Annotated in this window: 17 protein-coding genes; 10 read left to right on the top strand and 7 right to left on the bottom strand. The window is 72.3% G+C overall.

The window, feature by feature from the left end; all coding sequences use genetic code 11:
* Positions 1–586 precede the first annotated feature (586 nt).
* Both ACTWP9_RS32565 and ACTWP9_RS32570 read right to left on the bottom strand, forming a co-directional pair.
* Positions 587–1,918: a cytochrome P450 family protein gene (locus ACTWP9_RS32565; protein WP_443249928.1), complete on the bottom strand. Its 1,332-nt coding sequence runs from the start codon at positions 1,916–1,918 to the stop codon at positions 587–589.
* Positions 1,918–3,117 carry a cytochrome P450 gene (locus tag ACTWP9_RS32570; protein WP_443249988.1) on the bottom strand — a complete coding sequence of 400 codons (1,200 nt, stop codon included), beginning with the start codon at positions 3,115–3,117 and terminating at the stop codon, positions 1,918–1,920. Before ACTWP9_RS32570 ends, ACTWP9_RS32565 begins: the two co-directional genes overlap by 1 nt.
* Before the next feature lie 399 nt (positions 3,118–3,516).
* Here ACTWP9_RS32570 and ACTWP9_RS32575 point away from each other — a divergent pair, with 399 nt between their 5' ends.
* From ACTWP9_RS32575 to ACTWP9_RS32620, 10 genes are all read left to right on the top strand, one after another.
* A complete protein-coding gene (locus ACTWP9_RS32575) occupies positions 3,517–4,581 on the top strand; it encodes a LacI family DNA-binding transcriptional regulator (RefSeq protein WP_443249929.1) in 1,065 nt (354 codons plus the stop codon).
* Positions 4,582–4,703: 122 nt separating this feature from the next.
* On the top strand, positions 4,704–5,675 hold the full coding sequence (locus ACTWP9_RS32580; RefSeq protein WP_443249989.1) for a carbohydrate ABC transporter permease: 972 nt from the start codon (positions 4,704–4,706) through the stop codon (positions 5,673–5,675).
* Positions 5,672–6,559, top strand: a complete 888-nt coding sequence (locus ACTWP9_RS32585) for a carbohydrate ABC transporter permease (protein ID WP_443249930.1) — start codon at positions 5,672–5,674, stop codon at positions 6,557–6,559. The genes ACTWP9_RS32580 and ACTWP9_RS32585 overlap by 4 nt, the downstream gene beginning before the upstream one ends.
* Positions 6,559–7,896 (top strand): ABC transporter substrate-binding protein, encoded by a 1,338-nt coding sequence (locus ACTWP9_RS32590; protein ID WP_443249931.1) that lies wholly within the window; start codon positions 6,559–6,561, stop codon positions 7,894–7,896. Before ACTWP9_RS32585 ends, ACTWP9_RS32590 begins: the two co-directional genes overlap by 1 nt.
* Before the next feature lie 188 nt (positions 7,897–8,084).
* Positions 8,085–9,209, top strand: a complete 1,125-nt coding sequence (locus ACTWP9_RS32595; RefSeq protein ID WP_443249990.1) for an ADP-ribosylglycohydrolase family protein — start codon at positions 8,085–8,087, stop codon at positions 9,207–9,209.
* Positions 9,206–10,447 (top strand): ADP-ribosylglycohydrolase family protein, encoded by a 1,242-nt coding sequence (locus ACTWP9_RS32600; RefSeq protein WP_443249932.1) that lies wholly within the window; start codon positions 9,206–9,208, stop codon positions 10,445–10,447. The genes ACTWP9_RS32595 and ACTWP9_RS32600 overlap by 4 nt, the downstream gene beginning before the upstream one ends.
* Positions 10,444–11,619 carry an ADP-ribosylglycohydrolase family protein gene (locus tag ACTWP9_RS32605; RefSeq protein WP_443249933.1) on the top strand — a complete coding sequence of 392 codons (1,176 nt, stop codon included), beginning with the start codon at positions 10,444–10,446 and terminating at the stop codon, positions 11,617–11,619. The genes ACTWP9_RS32600 and ACTWP9_RS32605 overlap by 4 nt, the downstream gene beginning before the upstream one ends.
* Positions 11,616–13,112 (top strand): ADP-ribosylglycohydrolase family protein, encoded by a 1,497-nt coding sequence (locus ACTWP9_RS32610; RefSeq protein ID WP_443249934.1) that lies wholly within the window; start codon positions 11,616–11,618, stop codon positions 13,110–13,112. The genes ACTWP9_RS32605 and ACTWP9_RS32610 overlap by 4 nt, the downstream gene beginning before the upstream one ends.
* Positions 13,105–14,298, top strand: a complete 1,194-nt coding sequence (locus tag ACTWP9_RS32615) for a CaiB/BaiF CoA transferase family protein (protein WP_443249935.1) — start codon at positions 13,105–13,107, stop codon at positions 14,296–14,298. The genes ACTWP9_RS32610 and ACTWP9_RS32615 overlap by 8 nt, the downstream gene beginning before the upstream one ends.
* On the top strand, positions 14,295–15,176 hold the full coding sequence (locus ACTWP9_RS32620) for an HpcH/HpaI aldolase/citrate lyase family protein (RefSeq protein ID WP_443249936.1): 882 nt from the start codon (positions 14,295–14,297) through the stop codon (positions 15,174–15,176). Before ACTWP9_RS32615 ends, ACTWP9_RS32620 begins: the two co-directional genes overlap by 4 nt.
* A gap of 8 nt (positions 15,177–15,184) precedes the next feature.
* On the opposite strand, the gene ACTWP9_RS32625 is transcribed toward ACTWP9_RS32620, so the two are convergent.
* The 5 genes from ACTWP9_RS32625 to ACTWP9_RS32645 all read right to left on the bottom strand — a co-directional run bounded on the left by ACTWP9_RS32625 (position 15,185) and on the right by ACTWP9_RS32645 (position 19,114).
* Positions 15,185–15,916: a VIT1/CCC1 transporter family protein gene (locus tag ACTWP9_RS32625; RefSeq protein ID WP_443249937.1), complete on the bottom strand. Its 732-nt coding sequence runs from the start codon at positions 15,914–15,916 to the stop codon at positions 15,185–15,187.
* Positions 15,917–16,019: 103 nt separating this feature from the next.
* Positions 16,020–16,415 carry a monovalent cation/H(+) antiporter subunit G gene (gene mnhG, locus ACTWP9_RS32630; protein ID WP_443249938.1) on the bottom strand — a complete coding sequence of 132 codons (396 nt, stop codon included), beginning with the start codon at positions 16,413–16,415 and terminating at the stop codon, positions 16,020–16,022.
* Positions 16,416–16,497: 82 nt separating this feature from the next.
* Complete coding sequence (locus ACTWP9_RS32635; protein ID WP_443249939.1) at positions 16,498–16,869, bottom strand: monovalent cation/H+ antiporter complex subunit F; 372 nt, start codon at positions 16,867–16,869, stop codon at positions 16,498–16,500.
* Positions 16,860–17,444 carry a Na+/H+ antiporter subunit E gene (locus ACTWP9_RS32640; RefSeq protein WP_443249940.1) on the bottom strand — a complete coding sequence of 195 codons (585 nt, stop codon included), beginning with the start codon at positions 17,442–17,444 and terminating at the stop codon, positions 16,860–16,862. The genes ACTWP9_RS32635 and ACTWP9_RS32640 overlap by 10 nt, the downstream gene beginning before the upstream one ends.
* Entirely contained in the window at positions 17,441–19,114 is a 1,674-nt protein-coding gene (locus ACTWP9_RS32645; protein ID WP_443249941.1) for a Na+/H+ antiporter subunit D, read from the bottom strand. Before ACTWP9_RS32645 ends, ACTWP9_RS32640 begins: the two co-directional genes overlap by 4 nt.
* Positions 19,115–19,201 lie beyond the last annotated feature (87 nt).

Below are 19,201 nucleotides of genomic sequence, written 5' to 3' on the forward strand. Positions count from 1 at the left end.
TGGCAGTGGTACGTACCGAGGGACGACGTTGGCCCTCATGATGCAGAAAGTGGTGCAGAAATTTTCGTGCAGGTTACATGGTGGCCGACTTCCCGGAAAGTGGAAGACGCATCTCACCATACGAACGCGGGCGCAGCTGTATAAGCGTGCCGACGCGGAGTGGCCCTTATGGGGCCTGGAGGAACCTGCACAGAGGGTTCGGGGTGGGTGGCCCCGGGTGAACGAGCGGCTTTCTCTCGCACGCAGGCGTCGTTGCCGGCGGCGTTACGGACTACTGCCCAGCGCCACACAAGCTGAAACCGCCGGGTAACACAAGGATCCTGCGACCCTTTCCGCCGCGCGCGCCATGAACCTGATCACAAGTGTGCGTGCCCCGCATGGTGGCTGCGCTTGCCAGCCCTGCGCCTGGGGGTACCCCCTGCTCGAAGAGCTTGGGGGAGCAGACCTCCCAAGCGCAGCGCAGGGGAGACGCGCCCCGTCAGGGGCGCGGGGAACTGCTCCCCCAGCCTTCGGCCGGGAGGTGCCCCCAGCAACCACGGAGGACCCGCACCCCGCAGCCGACGACCAGGGGCACCCCGAACGCGCGCTAGCGCAACCGCACCGGCAGCGACTCCAGCTCGTTCTGCGTCAGCACCGGCCGATTGCGGATCTCCGTGACAGGGACGGCCAGCGACAGCGCGGGGAAGCGCTCGAACAACGCAGGCAGCGCGACCGACGCCTCCAGCCGGGACAGCGCGGCGCCGGGGCAGATGTGCGGCCCGTGACCGAAGGAGAGGTGCCGAATGGGGGTGGCCCTGCGGACGTCGAAGCAATCGGCGTCCGCCCCGTGCTGGGCGCGGTCCCGCCCGATGGCGCGGTAGGACATGACCACCCCCTCCCCCTCGCCTACCACGACGTCACCGACCTCGATGTCCGAGGTCGCGAACCGCATCAGCAGGTGGGTGGAGGGTGACTCCCAGCGCAGCGTCTCCTCGATGACCGCGTCCCAGCCGACCTGGCCGTCGAGCACGAGGCGCAGCTGGTCCGGATGGGTGAGCAGTGCCCGGACCGCGCACAGGATCAGGGTCACGGTGGTCTCGTGGCCGGCGGCGACCATGGCCTCCAGATTGCCGCGCACCTCCTCGGCGGTCAGCGGTTCGCCGCCCTCGTCGGCGAGGATGAGGGCGCTGGTGAGGTCGTCGCCGGGGGACGCGGTCTTGTCCCGGACCATCTCGGCGTAGAGATCGTCCAGCTCCTTGATGACGGCGAGCCGCTCGTCCTGCGGCGTCAGCATCGAGAAGAACGCCTCGTACAGCCGGTGCAGCCGCGGCTCCAGCTCGGGTTCGACGCCCATCAGGGAGCAGACCACCGACATCGGCAGCGGCTGCGCGAAGGCCGGCTTCAGATCGAGGGGCGCGTCGGGGGCTTCCGCTGCCCGTGCCGCCATCGCGTCCAGCAGCCGGCCGGTGATCCGTTCGACGACGGGCCGGATCGCCTCCAGCCGGCGCGGGGTGAGGGCCTGCGCCGTCTTGACCCGCAGCCGTCGGTGCTCGGCTCCGTCGACGGTGAACATGGAGCGGCCCGCGTCGATCATGCCGATCAGCGGCCAGCTCTCGTCGACCTCACCACTGCGCCACAGGTTCCAGCGGGTGATGTCCTTGACCAGCCGGGTGTCGGTGAGCAGCTTGCGCGCTTCGGCGTGGGTGGTGACCGTCCACGCCTCGGCGCCCATCAGGTCGATCCGGGTGAGCGGCCCGGCGGTGCGCAGCGCCTCGGTCTCCTCGGCGAGGCGGCCGACGAGCGGGTCGAGGGAGAGCGGGTCGAGGGCGATCGGGCAGCCGCCGGAGCCGGACGCCGCTGCGCCGTCTGCTGGACAGCTCGCTGCTGCCGCCTCGCCGGTACGAGCCGCGCTCACCGCGGACTGTCCGTCGCCGTTCATCAGCGGCCTCCGTACGGGGGTGTGGTGGCGAACCGGACGGGGAGCACCGTCATACCGCGCAGGAAGGGCGAGGGGCGGCGGGCCAGGGTGCTGGGCGCGATGGCCAGTTCCAGGTCGGGCAGCCGGTCCAGCAGCACCTCGATGCCTGTTCTGGCGATGACCTCGGCGATCTCCTGCGCCGGGAAGGGGCACTGGTACTCGCCGTGGCTGAAGGCGAAGTGGGCGAAGTTGCTGTTGCGCAGGCCGTCCGCGCTGTGCTGCGTGTGTGCCGCCGGGTCGCCGTTGGCTCCGGCGAGGCCGAGCAGCAGCATGTCGCCCCGGGCGATGACCTGGCCGCCCAGCCGGGTGTCGCGCGCTGCCCAGCGCCCGGCGAGTATCTGGGTGGGGGTGTCCTCCCACAGCACCTCGTTCATGGCCTCCGGGATGCTGTGCCGGCCCCCGGTCAGCGAGGCGGCGAAGCGGTCGTCGGTGAGCATCAGCCGCACCGAGTTGCCGATCCAGTCGGCCGTCGGGAGGAACCCGGCGGAGGTGATGGCCATGAGGTTGAGGGCGTACGCCTCGTCGGTGAACTCGTCGGGGTGGGCCAGCATGGCGGAGAGCACATCGGCGCCCGGGGTGGCGTGTTTCCGGGTGATCAGCTGCTGCATGAGAGCCAGCGCCTGCTCGAATCCGGCCAGCGCGTCGGGGCCGCCGTCGCACATGTCCGTCAGGAAGCGGATCAGCTCGGGCCCGTCGGAGTCCGGGAAGCCCAGGATGCGGGCGAGGGTCAGCAGCGGCAGCGGTTTGGCGTAGGCGGAGACGATCTCGGACTCGCCCGCGCCGCAGAAGGCGTCGATGAGGCGGTCCGCCAGCTCCTCGGCGGTGCGGCGCAGTTCGATGTGGTCCACGCTCTCCAGCGCGGACTGGACCATGGCCAGATGGCGACGGTGCTCCTCGCCGACGGTGAAGTAGACCGAGGGCTGCCGGGTGCCGATCATCGGGCGCAGCGGCCAGTCCTCGGGGAGGGTGTCCCACTGGTTCCACAGCCCCTGGTCGCGGGGGAAGAGCACCGGGTCGGTGGTGACCTGGTAGAGCTCGCGGTAGCCGATGACGAGCCAGGCGGGCACGTCGCCGGGGAGGGTCACCGGGACGACGGGGCCGTGGTCGCGGCGCATGTCCCGGTAGACCGCCTCCAGATCGGTGTGGAAGCGGGGGCCCATGAGCGGGACCGGCCCTGGGGCGCTGCCGCCGCCCGCGTGGACCGGGCACCCCCGGCTCCCCGGGGGAGGGGTGCCCAAGGGTGGTGGGCCGTGCGCGGCTGCGGGCTCGTAGGGCTGGGGCTGACTGGTCACGGTCGTAACTCCCCTGTGGGCTGCGGCACTTGGTGTTCGCAGGTGTCACTTTGTGCACAGCCTAGGCAAGTTCACGATCAACGGGAGGCCGTTCTCGACGATCGGCGTTGCTTTGTCCGCCATGTAGCTGCCCGCAACCGTTCGCTCAACCATCCACGGTGCACGGACCCTTGACGCGCCGGTAAGTCGGCCGCACTATCTGTAAACGTTTTCAGTCGCTGTAACGGTTTACGGCCGACTGTGCCCACCATCGCGAAGGGGCGAGCAGTGATACCTGAGGACGGACCACCGACCGTCGTGTCGATCGCGGAACGGGCGGGCGTCTCGATCGCCTCGGTGTCCCGGGTCCTCAACGGGATGGGCGCCCGGCCGGAGACCGTACGGCGGGTCGAGCGCGCGGCGGCGGAGCTGGGCTATGTGCCCAACGCCGTGGCCCAGTCCCTCAAGGGCGGTCGCACCAAGCAGCTGACGTTCGCCATGCAGGACATCGGCAACCCCGTCTACGTCGCGATGGTCCGCCAGATCCAGGCCGTTGCCCGGGCGGCAGGCTACCGGCTGCTGCTGCACTCCACGGACGCCGTGCTGGAGGAGGAACTGGCCGTCGTCCGCAGCCTCGGTGACCGCACCAGCGACGGGCTGATCCTCTGCCCCATCCGCATCACCCCCGAGCACATCGACGTGCTGAAGGCCGCGGCGGGCCCGGTCGTCGTCATCGGATCGCTGCCCGGCGACGTGCCCGTGGACGCCGTGGCGGCCGACTCCGTCACCGGTGCCCGGCTGGCCGTCACCCACCTCGCGGAGACGGGCAGACAGCGCATCGCCTTCCTCAACGGGCCGCTGGACACGGTGCCGGGACACAACCGCCGCCAGGGCTACCTCAAGGCGCTCGCGGACCACGGCATCGTGCCGGAGCCTGCACTGGAGCGCGCCACCTCCTTCGGGCTGGCGGCCGGCCGCAACGCACTGCTCGACCTGCTCGACTCGGGGGCGGCCCCGGACGCCGTCTTCTGCGCCAACGACCAACTCGCGCTCGGTGCGGGACAGGCGGCGCACGAGCGGGGGCTGCGCATACCCGAGGACCTGGCCCTCGTCGGCATGGACGACAGCGAACTGGCCCGGGCCGGCTGGCCCCCGCTCACCAGCGTCGACCTGGGCTCCGAAGAACGCGGCAGGACGGCGGCCCGGATGCTGCTCGAACGGCTCGCGGAGGACGCCGGCGCGCGGTCGGTTGCCGACCGCGCTGGGAGGGGCGCCGCCACGGCAGCGCGCCGGATCACCACCGCTCCGCGGCTCAACGTCCGCGCGTCGTCCGCGCCTCGGTCCGCCTCATGAGCGGCGGTACCCGGCATGGGGGGCTGCGCTTGCCCACCCTGCGCCCCTGGCGCAGACTGCCCAAGCTCGCAGGGGAGACGCGCCCCGTAAGGGGCGCGGGGAACTGCGCGACAAGCCACGACGTGCCCGCAGCCCGCAGACGTCGGGAAGGGGCACCCCCTCGGCGGAAGCCGCCCCGCACACCCGCGGCCCGCAGGCGGTCGCTCGGGCTCGATCATGGGGCCTGGTTTCTGCTGCTGCCGGCGCTGATCCCGATCCTGGTGCTGAGCGCGGGGCCACTCTTGTACGCGGTGTCCCTCTCTTTCACCGATGCGCAAGCGGGCCGCACCGTGCGGACCGACTTCATCGGCGTCGACAACTTCGCCGACCTGCGGCTGGACTCGCTGTTCTGGGAGTCGTTCCGGATCGGTCTGGTGTGGGCCGTCTCGGTGACCACGCTGCAACTGCTGCTGGCACTCGGGCTCGCGCTGCTGCTCGACCAGAACCTGCGGTTCCGCTGGCTGGCCCGCACCCTCGCACTGGTGCCCTGGGCCATGCCGGAGGTCGTCGTCGGCGTCATGTGGCGGCTCGTCTACCACCAGGACGCGGGCATCCTCAACCAGACGCTGCGGCAGCTGGGGTTGCTCGGGGAGGGCTCCGGCAATATCGACTGGCTGACGAACCTCTCGCTCGCGCTGCCCGCCGTCATCCTCGTCGGCGTCTGGGCCGGCATGCCGCAGACCACCGTGGTGCTGCTGGCCGGGCTGCAGAACGTACCCCGCGAACTGACCGAGGCCGCACAGCTGGACGGATGCGGAGTGTGGCGGCGGTTCGCCACGGTGACCTGGCCCGCGCTCAAGCCGGTGGCCCTCGCCATCACCGCGCTCAACTTCATCTGGAACTTCAATTCCTTCGGCCTGGTCTATGTGCTCACCCAGGGCGGCCCCGGCGGTCAGACGCGGCTGCCGATGCTGTTCGCCTACGAAGAGGCTTTCACCTACGGCCAGTTCGGCTACGCCGCCGCGATGGGCGTCGTGATGATCGCCGTCGTCGCCGTGTTCCTCACGGTGTTCCTGCGCAAGCGCCTGAAGGGCTCCGAGGAGGGCACAGTATGAGCGCGCCGGCCACCACCGCCACCCGCGGTTCCGCCCCGTCGGCCCGGCGCCGGGCGCGGCGGATCGCGGGCCGTACGGCACAGTACGCGGGGCTGCTGGGCTATCTGGTCTTCCTCGCGTTTCCGCTGGTGTGGCTGCTGTCCACATCGTTCAAGTCGCCGGCGGAGCTGGGGAAGATCGACCCGACGTGGATTCCGCAGCATCCCACCCTGGAGAACTTCCGCTCCGCCTTCGAGGCGCAGCCGCTGGCCCGCTCGGCGCTCAACAGCCTGATCGTGGCGGGCGGCGCGACCCTCGTCTCCGTCGCGATCGCGGTGCCCGCCGCCTATGTGCTGGCCCGCCATCGCTCCAAGGTGAGCGGTGCCGCGAACGGCTGGGTGCTGGTCAGCCAGATGTTCCCGTTCGTGCTGGTGATCATCCCGCTGTTCCTCGTCCTGAAGAACCTCCAGCTGATCGACTCGGTGGGCGGGCTGATCATCGTGTACGTCGTCTGGAACCTGCCGTTCTCGCTGTGGATGCTGCAGAGCTATGTGCGTGCGGTGCCCGTCTCGCTGGAGGAGGCCGCCGCGGTGGACGGGGCGAGCCGGCTGCGCATTCTGCGGAGTGTCGTGCTGCCGCTGCTGGCGCCGGGACTGGTGGCGACGCTGATGTTCTCCTTCGTCACCGCCTGGAACGAGTTCTTCTTCGCCCTCGTGCTGCTCAAGTCGCCGGAGAACCAGACGATGTCCGTCATCCTGACCCGCTTCCTCGGCGCCGAGGGCGTCGCCGACCTGGGCCCGCTGGCCGCCGCCTCGGTGCTGGCGACCGTCCCGAGCCTGCTGTTCTTCGCGCTGCTCCAGCGGCGGCTCGTCGCGGGGATGCTGGCAGGGGCGGTGAAGGGCTGATGCGCCGCGTCGCACTCCTGGGCCGTCGGGCCGCCGCGACCCTGCTGGCCTGCACGCTGCTCGCCTCCTGCGGGGGCGGCGGCGAGGGGGACGGGGACGGCACCGTCACCCTCGACTACTACAGCCTGGCCTGGCAGAAGGAGTCGATCACGGCCAACAAGAAGCTGGTCGCGCAGTGGAACAGGACGCACAAGAAGGTCAAGGTGCGCTATGTGCAGGGCGCCTGGGAGAGCGTCCACGACCAGTTGCTGACCTCCTTCGAGGGCGGCGAGGCGCCCGACATCATCCATGACGACGCCAGCGATCTGACCGACTTCGCCTACGGCGGCTACCTCGCCGATCTGCGCCCGTATCTGCCGAAGGCCACCCGCGCCGCCATCCCGCGGCAGAGCTGGGACTCCGTGACGATGAACGGCGGCCGTGTCTACGGGGTGCCGTTCCTCCAGGAGCCCCGGGTGATCATCGCCAACCGGAAGCTGCTGGAGCGGTCAGGGGTGCGGATCCCCACGGCGGAGAAGCCGTGGACATGGCGCGAGTTCGAGCGGGTCTCGAAGAAGCTGACCCGCGACAAGGACCACAACGGCAAGCCCGAGCGGTACGGCACCGTGTGGACGATGAAGGAGCCGGTCAAACAGACGGTCAACCTGGCGCTGTCCACCGGCGGGAAGGTCTTCACCAAGAAGCGGACGGACGACGGCACCAAGAACGCCGTCCGCTTCGACGCACGGGACTCGGCAATCAGCCGGCTGATCCACCGGCAGGTCGACGAGGACCGGACGGCACCCAGGAGCGGGCTCGGCATGGGCGGTTCCGACGCACTGCCCGGCTTCTTCGCGGGCCGCTACGCGATGGCCCCGCTCAACTTCTCCTACCGGCAGCAGGTGCAGCAGCAGGCCCCGAAGGGGTTCGAGTGGACCGTACTGCCGCTGCCCCGGGGTGAACGCCCCGGCGAGAACGCCCAGGGCGTCGTCCCGCAGACCCTCTCGGTGGCGCAGGAGAGCGGGCACAAGCAGGCCGCCGCCGACTTCGTCGCGTATATGACCACGCCTGAGCACCAGGCCGAGCTCGCCAGGGGCGACTGGCTGCTGCCCACTGCCACCGAGGCGCTGAAGGACCCCGCCGTCAACCGGCGGAAGGACGGCTGGCGGACGGGCGCGCAGACAGCGCGCACCCTGCTGCCGTCACCGACGCTCGGCGTACGGGGTTACGCGGAGTGGTCCGACAAGGTCGCCACACCCGCCTTCCAGCGCTACTACAACGGCGACACCGACCTGGGGACGCTGCGCGACTCACTCGTCGGCGACGGCAACCTCATACTCAACCGCTACCAGCGCTAGGGCACGCACGGAACGCACAGAAAGAGCAGCGCATGAGCGCCGAGCACTCGGCCGCAGCACCGACCGCACCACCGCCCTCCCCCGCCTCGCGCCCCGCACCCGCACCCGCACCCGCACCCGCACCCGCACCCATACTCACCGCTCCCGCCGCGCTCGCCCCCTCTCCCGCCGACCGTGCCCGCGGCGCCATGGTCGGGCTCGCCGTCGGTGACGCCCTCGGGGCGCCGGCCGAGAACATGAAGCCCTCGCAGATCCGCGAACGCTGGGGCCGTATCGAGGGGTTCGTCTGCGACGACCCGGCGGGTACGGACGACACCGAGTACGCCATCTTCTCCGGGCTGTTACTGGCCGAGCACGGCTCGGCTCTCTCGGTCACACATGTGGAAGCCGCCTGGCACCGCTGGATCGCCGATCTGGAAGGGGACGGGACAGGCTCCTTCCGCGGTGCGGGCTTCAGCGAGCGCGGCACGCTGGAGAATCTGCGCCGGGGCCTGGCGGCGCCCATCTCCGCACAGCACCGGCACGCCTGGAGCGACGGACTGGCCATGCGTGCCGCGCCGTTCGGCGTCTTCGCCGCGGGCCGGCCGGCCGAGGCCGCGCGACTGGTCTCCATCGACGGCACCGTGAGCCACGAGGGCGAGGGCATCTACGGCGGGCGCGCCGTCGCGGCCGGGGTGGCCGCCGCCATGGTGAGCGACAACCCGGGCGCCGTCGTCCAGGCCGCGCTGTCGGTCATCCCCGAGGACGCCTGGACCTCCCGGTCCCTCCAGCGCGCCGTCTCGGCGGCGCGGCGTGCGCCGCTGCGGCCGAACGCCACCCGGCTGAGCGTCGAGCGGGCCGTACGCTCGTCCGTCGTCATCGGCGGCTATCCGTGGACGGACCTGGCGCCGGAGGCCATCGGGCTGGCGTTCGGCGCGTTCACCGCCGCGCGCGGCGACTTCACCGGCTCGGTGCTCACCGCCGTCAACATGGGCCGCGACGCCGACACCACGGCCGCCGTCGCCGGGGCGCTGGCGGGCGCGCTCCGCGGCGAGTTGGCCATTCCGGCCCAGTGGGCCGCCGCGATCCGGCCGGCCCGCGGCAGCTGTCTGCCCGCCATGGCCGGACGGCACATCCGTGACATCGCCGACCGGCTGGCACCGGCGCACGGCGCCCAGGCACCCCGCCACGGCGCACCGGCACCGCGCCGCGAAGCACCAGCTCCGGCACCAACACCAGCACCAACTCCGGCACCGGCACCGGGCCGTGAACTCCTGGCGCCCGCCCACGGTGCACGGGATGCCGCATGCCGCGACGCGCGGGACGCCTCATGAGCTGCGTCACCGCCGTGCCACGTCCCACTCCCTCGCCGGGCGGCGACGGGGCCGCGCGTATCGAGGGGCTGCTGCTGGGGCTGGCCGCCGGGGACGCGGCGGGCTGGCCCTCCGGGCGGCACCGCGCAGCCCGGCTGCCGGACTGGACGCGCAGGCTGACCCGCGAACTCGACACGTTCGCCGAGCAGAACGCCACCACGACGCTGCCGGTGCCCATCGCGCTCAACCAGCCGCCCGAACCGCTGCGGCTGGGCCCGTCCGACGACGCGGAATGGGCGGCCTTCACCGCGCACGCCATCCTGTCGGCCGCCGTCGCCGGCCACAGCGACCTCACCCCCGACCAGCGCGTTCGCGCGGCGTTGACCCTGGCGTGGAACGCGCTGGCCGACGAGGTCGCGGCAGCCGCCGAGCAGGCCGAGGAGATCGAGTCGGCGCAGATCCCGCTGCGCGCCCGGATCTCCGTACGCGCGGGACTGGGCAACCTCGCCGCGGGGCTCCGGCCGCCGGCCACCGGGCACGACAACCCGCACTACTTCGACGACGCCGCCTGCGTACGCGCCGCCGTACTGGCCGTCGTGCACCCCGGCGATCCCGTCTCCGCCGCTGCGCTCGCGGAGTTCGACGCCCGCTACTCGCAGGACGACGACGGGGTGCACGGCGCGCGTGCGATGGCCGCGGCCGTCGCGGTCGCGCTGGCGGGCGGCGACACCGGTGCCTGTGTGGAAGCAGCGCTCGGCCAGCTGCCCGAGGGCACCGAGATCCGCCGCAACACACTGCATGCCGTACGGCTGGCGCGCGGCGCGCTGCGGGACAGCGCCTCGGGGCCCGGCAGTGCGTTCGCGCTCGTCCCCGTGCTGGAGCACGAGATCGTCGACCACGTCTACAGCTACGGCATCGCCGCCGCCGAGACCGTGCCCGTCGCGCTCGCCGTGGCGACCGCCGCACAGGGCTCGCTCAGCGCCGCCGTACCCGCCGCCGCCTGTCTGTCCCGGGTGGCCGACTCGGCACCCGCGCTGACCGGGGCGCTGGCCGGCGCCCTCGGCGGCTCCGGAGCGGTGCCCGCCTCCTGGCGGGAGAGCTGCCGGGAGCTGTCCGGCTGCGCCCTGCCGCAGTTCGCCGGCTCCGATCTCGTGGAGACCGCCCGGCGGCTGGCCGCGCACCATCTGCTCACGCTCCCGGCCGACGCACCACCGACCGCTGCCAAGACCCTCGCCCCGGAAGGACCCCCGGAATCATGAGTTCCTCCCCCGCACCCGACCGTGCGCTCTCCTCACTGGAGGACCGCACCGTGGGCTGCCTGGTCGGCGCCGCTGTCGGCGACGCGCTGGGCGGCCCGGTCGAAGGCTGGACCCCGGAAGCCATCGCCGAGCGGCACGGCGGCCGGGTCCGGGGCATCGTCGAACCGTTCCACAAGGACCGGTGGCGCACGGCCCGGCCCATCGCGCCATACCACAAGGGCGACGGACATGTCACCGACGACACCCTCATGACGCACGCCCTGGTCCGCGTCTACGAGACGGTACGCGACCATCTGGATGCGTACGCGGTCGCCGACCATCTGGTGCCCGACCTGATCGGCACCCCCCGCTGGGTCCCCGAACTGGAGGCGGAGGCCCTGCTGTTGCAGCGGATCTTCCTCGCCGAGAAGTGGCTGGTGGCCCGGCTGCACTACGGGCATGTGGACCCGCGCGAGGCGGGGACGGGCAACATCGTCAACTGCGGGGCCGCGATGTACATGGCGCCGGTCGGCGTCGTCAACGCGGGCAACCCGGACGCCGCCTACGCGGAGGCGCTGGATGTGGCGGGCGCCCACCAGTCCTCGTACGGCCGGGAGGCGGCCGGGGTGTTCGCCGCCGCCGTGGCCGCGGCGCACCGGCCGGGCGCCACGCCCGGGTCGGTCGTCGAGGAGGCGCTGCGGCTCGCCAAGGACGGTACCCGCGCCGCCATGACGGAGGTCTGTGAGACGGCCGCGCGGTACGACGACTGGGAGGCCGCGCTGGCCCCGTTGCGGGAGGCCGTCGCGCCCTTCGACACCGTGGGCCCCGACTACCGCAACCCGTCGCTGAGTGCCCGCCGGCCCTCCCGGCTGCACGCCATCGAGGAGTTGCCGATAGCCCTCGGCATGCTGCTGGTCGGCGCCGGCGACTACCGCGCCACCGTCCTCGGCTCCGTCAACTACGGGCGGGACTGCGACTCCATCGCCTCCATGAGCGGAGCCCTCGCCGGTGCCCTGCACGGCGAGGCCGCCGTCCCGGCCGAGTGGAGCGAACAGGTCGCCGCCGCCAGCAAACTGGACCTGCACGCCCCCGCGGTGTCGCTGGCCGCGGTCGCCCGCGAGGTCTTCGCCCGCGATGTGGCACGCAGGCGCGCCCACGAGGCGGCCTTCGAGGCGCTGGGAGAGCCGCGATGAGCGAGGGCACGGCAGGCGCCGCCGGGCTGCGTCTCACCTGGGTGCAGCCCGAGGATCTGGTCGGGCACGAGCTGCGGCAGGCTGCCGAGGACGGGCGGGACCCCTCGGCGGTCGAGCGGCGGTGGCTGGCCGCCGGGGGCCGTCCGGCGCCGGAGCGGGCCGGTGCGTCGGGCGGCCCGGCCGACCCCCGACTGCGTTCGCTCGCCGAGGAGTTGCTGGACGAACTGGCACAGCTGGCGGTGCCCTCGGCCGCGGACGAGCCGACCGGTCTGGACGCGATCCGCGCCCGCTGCCCGGACTGGCCCGCCACCCGCCACCGGGTGCGGCCCGGACTCGAAGAGCGGCTGCACGCCGCCTGGTCGGGCCGGGCCGCCGGATGCGTGCTGGGCAGACCGGTGGAGAAGCTGCCGCTGGAGGGCATCCGGGCGCTGGCCCGTGCCACCGGCAACTGGCCGTTGACCACCTGGTTCACCGCACGCGGCCTCGATCCGGAGACCGCCGCAGCACATCCCTGGAACCGCCACTCCGCGGCGAACTCGCTCGCCGAGAACATCGACGGGGCACCCGAGGACGACGACCTCAACTACCCGCTGCTCGGCATCCTGTTGCTGGAGCGGTACGGCCACGGGTTCGGCACCGCCGACGTGGCACGGCTGTGGCTGGACGAGCTGCCGGCCGGCCGTACGTTCACCGCCGAGCGCGTGGCCTACCGGAACCTGCTGGCCGGGGTGGAGCCGCCGCGTACGGGGACATACCGGAACCCGTTCCGCGAGTGGATCGGCGCCCAGATCCGCGCCGACATCTTCGGCTGGACCCACCCGGGCGACCCGGCGGCAGCGGCCGAGGCCGCCTGGCGGGACGCGGTGCTCACCCATACGGCGAACGGCGTCTACGGCGCGATGTTCGTCGCGGCGGCACTGGCCCGTGCGGCGGGCGGCGGCGCGGACGCCGATGTGGACGCCTGTCTGGCGGCGGGGCTGTCCGTCGTACCGCCCGCCTCCCGGTACGCCGCTGCCGTCCGCACCGGCATCGCCGCTGCGCGTGCGGCCCGGGACGGCAGCGTGGCGGGGTTCGAGCCGGTGGTCGACAGGCTGCACGCGGCGTACGGCAGCCACCACTGGGTCCATGTACTGCCCAACGCGGCGCTGGTGGCCGCGGCCCTGACCCATGCGCGCGGCGACTTCGACGGCGCCGTCCGCCGGGCGGTCTCGGGCGGTTGGGACACCGACTCGAACGGGGCGACGGCCGGTTCCCTCACCGGCCTGCTGGCGGGCTCCCCCGCCGCTCTCCCCGCCCGCTGGACGGCTCCGCTGCACAACAGGCTGGCGACCAGCGTGGGCGCCCTGAACGGTACGGGTTTCGACGCGCTCGCTGCACGGACGTTCGCGCTGAGCACCGTCGCAGCGCGCGGGCCGGATCGGCCCTCCCTGCCGCCCCTGGCGGCAGACAGCCCCAATCCTTCGACGTCGCAGGAGGCCCCGCACCATGAGTGAACCCCCTCTCAAAGATCTCCGCGTCCTCGACCTGGCCACTCTCTTCGCGGGCCCGCTCGCGGCCACCATGCTCGGTGACTTCGGCGCCGAGGTCATCAAGGTCGAACACCCGCGCAAGCCCGACCCGTCCAGGGGGCACGGCCCCGGCAAGGACGGGGTCGGCCTGTGGTGGAAGCTGCTGGGCCGCAACAAGAAGACCATCACCCTGGACCTCTCCTCCCCCGACGGCCGCGACGTACTGCTACAGCTCGCCGCGGGAGCCGATGTCGTCGTGGAGAACTTCCGCCCCGGCACCCTGGAGCGGTGGGGGCTGGGCTGGGACGAGCTGTCCGAGGCCAACCCGCGGCTCGTGCTGGCCCGGGTGACCGGCTTCGGCCAGCTCGGCCCGTATGCGCGCCGCCCCGGGTTCGGCACTCTCGCCGAGGCGATGAGCGGTTTCGCGGCGCTCACCGGCGAACCGGACGGGCCCCCGACCCTGCCGCCGTTCGGTCTCGCGGACTCGATCGCGGCGCTGTCCACGGCGTACGCCGTCATGACCGCACTGGCCGGGCGCGACCGCACCGGGCGGGGCCAGGTGGTGGACATGGCGATCATCGAGCCGATGCTGACCGTACTGGGCCCGCAGCCCACCTGGTACGACCAGCTCGGCTACGTCCAACCGCGCACCGGCAACCGGTCGGCCAACAACGCGCCCCGCAACACCTACCGCACGGCGGACGGGCGTTGGGTGGCCGTCTCCACGTCCGCGCAGTCCGTAGCCGAGCGCGTACTGCGGCTGGTGGGGCACCCCGAGTTCCTGGCCGAGCCGTGGTTCGCGACCGGCGCGGGCCGCGCCGCGCACGCGGCGGAGCTGGACGAGGCGGTCGGCGGCTGGATATCCCGCCACGACCACGACGAGGTGCTCCGCGCCTTCGAGGAGGCCCAGGCCGCCATCGCGCCGGTCTACGACGTCCGCGACGTGCTGGCCGACGAGCAGTACCGCGCCCTCGGTTCGATCACCGAGGTGGAGGATGACGAACTCGGCACGGTGAAGATGCAGAACGTCCTCTTCCGGCTCTCCGAGACGCCCGGCTCCATCCGCTGGGCAGGCCGCCGGCACGGCGCCGACACCGACGAGGTGCTCTCGGGCCTCGGCCTGACGGAAGAGCAGATCGGCAAGCTGCGGGAGGGAGGTGTGGTGCGGTGAGGGCCTCACCGGCGGCACCAGCCCCGCACTCAACCGGCCCTGCCGCTGCCGAAACCTGTCTGACCTGGCTCTACGCCCCCGGGGACCGGCCCGATGTGGTCGCCAAGGCACTGCGCTCGGGCACCGATGTGGTGCTGGTCGACCTGGAGGACGCCGTCGCGCCCGAGCGCAAGGCGTATGCGCGTGCCTCCACGGCCGAGCTGCTGTCCGACGGCGCGCCCGGCCCGGTGCCCGTCCATGTACGGGTCAACGCCCTGGACGGTCCGCTCGCCGAGGACGACGTGCGTACCCTCGCGCCCCTGCCGGGCCTCGCCGGGCTGCGGCTGCCGAAGGTACCGGGCGTGGGCGAGCTGCGGCGCGCCGCCGGCTGGGTACCGCCGGGGAACGACGTACCGCCGCTGTACGCCCTGTTGGAGTCCGCGCTCGGGATAGAGCACGCCTTCGAGATCGCGACCGGACATCACGCCGTACGCGGTATCGCCCTGGGAGAGGCGGACCTGCGCGCCGACCTGGGAGTGTCGACCGGCGGCGGTCTGGAGTACGCGCGGGGGCGGGCGGTGGTCGCGGCGCGGGCCGCCGGGCTGGCACCCCCGCCCCAGTCGGTGTACCCGGACGTACGGGACGTCGAGGGGCTGGCCCTGGACTGCGCGGAGGGGCGGGCGCGGGGGTTCCTCGGGCGGACGGCCATCCATCCGCGGCAGCTCCCGGTGATCGAGGCGGCGTACCGGCCCAGTGCGGAGGAGGTCGCGGCGGCGGAGGAGATCGTGACGGCCGCCGGCACCGACGCGGGGGCGCTGGCGCTGGCGGACGGCCGCTTCGTCGACGCGGCCGTCGTCGCGGGGGCGCGCCGCACGCTGTCGCTGGCCCGCCGCCGCTGATCCGTCCGCTAGCCGACCGCGACCCCGAACAGGGCGCCCAGCCCGTAGGTGACCGCCGCAGCCGCCGCGCCGAGTGCCAGCTGGCGCGCTCCGCTGAACCACCACGTCCGGGCCGTGACCCGCGCGACGACAGCCCCGCAGACGAACAGCCCCAGCAGCGCGAGCAGCACGGCAGGCCACAGCGCGGTGGTGCCGAAGAGGTACGGCAGCACGGGCAGTACGGCGCCCAGTGCGAAGGACAGGAACGAGGAGACGGCCGCGACGGTCGGTGAGGGCAGGTCGGCCGGGTCGATGCCCAGCTCTTCCCTGGCGTGTATCTCCAGCGCCTGCTCCGGGTCGCGGTGCAGCTGCTGCGCGACCTTCATGGCCAGGTCGGGGTCGACGCCGCGCGACTCGTACAGCGCTGCCAGTTCCCTGACCTCCTCGCGCGGGCTGCGCCGCAGCTCGCGGCGTTCGATCTCCAGCTCGGCCTGGACGAGTTCGCGCTGCGAGGCGACGGAGGTGTACTCACCGGCGGCCATCGAGAAGGCGCCGGCCGCGAGCCCGGCGAGACCTGCGATGACGATGGTCTGGGAGGAGGCGGCGCTGCCCGCCACGCCGGTCATCAGACCGAGGTTGGAGACCAGCCCGTCCATCGCACCGAAGACGGCGGGCCGCAGCCAGCCGCCGTTGACGTCGCGGTGGGTGTGGTTGTCGCGGTGTGCGACGTGGGTCGGGTCGGTGACTCCGGCTTGGGACATGGCCCGTACGGCTCCTTCACTTCGAACAGCAGGCGCGGATGTGCGCCCACTGTTCGAATCGTAGGCACCAAGTCCCCTCCGCTGCCAGCAAGGAAGGCCGAACTTACCCCGCTGACCTGGGGTTTTCCTCCGGGCCCTGCTGATCCCGGGCGGCGGCCTCACGCAGCGCCGCCTCCAGTTCGTCGCGGACCAGGTCCTCGCGGTCCAGCCGGCCGGTCCGGTAGGCGGCGCGGCCCACCATGTGTGCGGCCACCGGTGAGGTCAGCAGCTGGAAGAGGCCCACCAGCAGCAGGGTGCACAGGTCGATGGGGCTGCGCAACCACAGCCCGGCGCCGATCAGCACGAGCAGCAGACCGAACGACTGCGGCTTGGTCGCGGCGTGCATCCGGGTCAGTACGTCCGGCAGCCGCAGCAGCCCGATCCCGGCCAGCAGACACAGCAGGGCGCCCGCCAGCATGCACATGGCGCCCGCCGCATCGGCCACGACGATCCAGCTCATGGGGCATCCTCCGGTGTGCGGCTCATCGCGGCTCTCCCTGCCAGGGCATTCCGGCTCATCGCGGCTCTCCCTGTCCGGCTGCTCATCGCGATGCCTCCTCGTCGTCCTCGCCGGTCGCTCCCTCGCCGGTGCCCTCGCTCTCGTCCACGTCCTCGGTCCCGGCCTCGTCGCGCAGCGCCATGAAGCGGGCGACGCCGACCGAGCCGGTGAAGCCGAGGAAGGAGAGGACGAGGAGAACGGGCAGGTAGAAGGCGATGCCCGCGATCGCGGACTGGAGTCCGATACCGGCCATCACCACGGCGACCAGCGCGTCGAGGGCGACAGCGCGGTCCAGCGTCGAGGGCCCGCGCACCAGCCGCAGGGTGACCATCAGCCCGGCCGCCAGCAGCAGCCCGGCGATCACCGACGAGGTCACCTCGAAGGCCGCCGCATCGGGAGCCGCTGTCACCGCCACCGGCCGAACACCTCCTCGGCCGCCTCGGAGGCACGGATCGCCGTGACGTCGGCGGCGGTGCCGAAAGCCTCCACGACGCGGGTCTCCAGGCGCAGCGCGTCCCGCCGGGCGCGCGCCTGCTCCTCCTCCCGTTCACCGCCGAGCACATGCAGATAGAGGGTGCCCGAGCGGCGGTCGACCTCCAGGACGGTGCTGCCGGGCACGGCGGTGACGGCGACGGCCGTGAAGGTGAGCATCAGATCGCCGGGGCAACGCATCTTCACCGCGAGCACGGCACAGCGCGGGCGGGTGGGCGCGAGGATGAAACGGTTGATCCGCCAGCTGGAGACGACCATGTCCAGCGCGAACCGCACGACGAACCGCAGGATGCCGAGCGGATGCAGGCGGGCCTGCTTCTCGATGGGCGGCAGCGGGAAGACGAGCACCACCAGCAGCGCGACCAGTACTCCGGTCACGATGTTGGCCGGGGTGGGGGTTCCCCACAGCAGCAGCCACAGCAGGGTGAGACCGAGCACCATGGGCCACTGGGTGGCGCGCAGCCGACTGGTCTCGGGGAGCCGTTGAGGGGCCGTCATCTCTTCAGCACCGCCTCCACATAGGGGCTGCGCGCCAGCAGTTCGCCGGCCGCGCGGTCGGTCAGTCCGAACAGCGGGCCCGCGAGCACGGTGAAGGCCAGCCCGAACGCCACGAGGGCCGCGGTGGCGCCGGCCATGCTGACGGGGAGTGAGCTGCTGGTGGTGATCTCCTGGCCGCCGAAGGTGGCCGTCACTCGCCGTGGCACCAGCACTCTGAGTCCCCCGGGCCAGTCGACGGCACCGCCGGGCGGCGTCGACCGGGCGGCAGGCTCAGCCCGTCCGGAGGGCTCCTCTTCCTCCTCCGTCGATTCCAGCACCGTCCCCGTCGCGCACATCTCGGGCGTGGGGGCGCGCCAGAAGGCCACGTTCCACGCCTTGGACAGCGCGTACAGGGTGAGGAGGCTGGTGACCGTGCCGCCCGCCACCAGTACGTAGGCGAGTACCCCGCCGTCGTCCACGCCGGCCCGCAGCAGCCCGAGCTTGCCGAGAAAGCCGGAGAGCGGCGGGATGCCGGCGAGGTTCAGGGCGGGGACGAAGAACAGCACGGCCAGCAGCGGGGAGAGACGCGCCAGACCCCCGAGGCTCTGCAGGTCGGTCGTACCGCTGCGGCGCTCGATCAGCCCGGCGACGAGGAAGAGGGTCGTCTGCACGGTGATGTGGTGGGCGACATAGAACACCGCACCGGAGATACCGCCGGGGCTGCCCAGTCCGATCCCGAAGATCATGTACCCCATGTGACTGACGAGGGTGAAGGAGAGCAGCCGCTTCAGGTCGGTCTGTGAGACGGCACCGAGGATGCCCACGAGCAGCGACAGCAGCGCCAGGACCATCAGGACGGTGCCGATCCGGGGCCCGGGGAAGAGCAGCGTCTGCGTACGGAGCATGGCGTAGATGCCGACCTTGGTCAGCAGCCCCGCGAAGACAGCAGTCACCGGCGCCGGAGCCGTGGGATAGGAGTCGGGCAGCCAGGCGGCGAGCGGGAAGACGGCCGCCTTGATGGCGAAGACGCCGAGCAACGCGATCTGGATGACCATGGCGACGCTGGTCGGCAACGCGTCGAGCCGGGCGGGCAGTTGCGCCATGGTGACGGTGCCGGCCGCGGCGTACACCATGGCGACGGCGGCCAGGAACAGCATGGACGACAGCAGTGAGACGACCGCGTAGGTGGCTCCCGCCCGGATCCGCGCCAGGGTGCCGCCGATGGTCATCAGCACATAACTGGCCGTCAGCATCAGCTCGAAGCCGACGTAGAGATTGAACAGGTCCCCCGCCAAGAAGGTGTCCGAGACCCCCGCGACCAGCACCAGATAGGAGGGATGGAAGACGGACATCGGGGTGGTCTCGTCGTTGTCCGCCATGCCCTGGCCCACCGAGTAGACGAGCACGCACAGCGTCACGGACGAGGAGATCACCAGCATCAGCGCCGAGAGCCTGTCGGCGACCAGCACGATTCCCACCGGCGGCGCCCACCCCCCGGCGTCCATCACCTGCGGCCCGTGCCGATCCGCTGCGATCAGCAGCAGCAGCGAGACGACGAGCACGGCCAGCAGCACGGCAGCACTGATGACGCGCTGCAGGCGTTCCAGTCTGGCGCCGATCGCCAGTTTCAACCCCGCGGCGCAGAGGGGGAGGATCACCGGCAGAGGTACCAATAGCGAGGGCCCGTTCATCGCCGCCCTCCCCGCGCGGCCCACGATCCGGCACGCCGCATCGCCTTTCCCCGCCGGGCCACCCTTCCCCGCGGGGCCACCTCTTCC

It is taken from the genome of Streptomyces sp. 3N207 (genome assembly GCF_052246355.1).
Lineage (GTDB): Bacteria > Actinomycetota > Actinomycetes > Streptomycetales > Streptomycetaceae > Streptomyces.

Excerpts from the sequence above, each read along its gene's own strand:
- ACTWP9_RS32640 (WP_443249940.1), bottom strand. The coding sequence starts at position 17,444 with ATGACGGCCCCTCAACGGCTCCCCGAGACCAGTCGGCTGCGCGCCACC.
- ACTWP9_RS32615 (WP_443249935.1), top strand. The coding sequence starts at position 13,105 with ATGAGTGAACCCCCTCTCAAAGATCTCCGCGTCCTCGACCTGGCCACT.
- ACTWP9_RS32625 (WP_443249937.1), bottom strand. The coding sequence starts at position 15,916 with ATGTCCCAAGCCGGAGTCACCGACCCGACCCACGTCGCACACCGCGAC.
- ACTWP9_RS32590 (WP_443249931.1), top strand. The coding sequence starts at position 6,559 with ATGCGCCGCGTCGCACTCCTGGGCCGTCGGGCCGCCGCGACCCTGCTG.
- ACTWP9_RS32570 (WP_443249988.1), bottom strand. The coding sequence starts at position 3,117 with ATGGGCCCCCGCTTCCACACCGATCTGGAGGCGGTCTACCGGGACATG.
- ACTWP9_RS32605 (WP_443249933.1), top strand. The coding sequence starts at position 10,444 with ATGAGTTCCTCCCCCGCACCCGACCGTGCGCTCTCCTCACTGGAGGAC.
- ACTWP9_RS32585 (WP_443249930.1), top strand. The coding sequence starts at position 5,672 with ATGAGCGCGCCGGCCACCACCGCCACCCGCGGTTCCGCCCCGTCGGCC.
- ACTWP9_RS32595 (WP_443249990.1), top strand. The coding sequence starts at position 8,085 with ATGGTCGGGCTCGCCGTCGGTGACGCCCTCGGGGCGCCGGCCGAGAAC.
- ACTWP9_RS32610 (WP_443249934.1), top strand. The coding sequence starts at position 11,616 with ATGAGCGAGGGCACGGCAGGCGCCGCCGGGCTGCGTCTCACCTGGGTG.
- mnhG (WP_443249938.1), bottom strand. The coding sequence starts at position 16,415 with ATGAGCTGGATCGTCGTGGCCGATGCGGCGGGCGCCATGTGCATGCTG.
- ACTWP9_RS32645 (WP_443249941.1), bottom strand. The coding sequence starts at position 19,114 with ATGAACGGGCCCTCGCTATTGGTACCTCTGCCGGTGATCCTCCCCCTC.
- ACTWP9_RS32600 (WP_443249932.1), top strand. The coding sequence starts at position 9,206 with ATGAGCTGCGTCACCGCCGTGCCACGTCCCACTCCCTCGCCGGGCGGC.
- ACTWP9_RS32565 (WP_443249928.1), bottom strand. The coding sequence starts at position 1,918 with ATGAACGGCGACGGACAGTCCGCGGTGAGCGCGGCTCGTACCGGCGAG.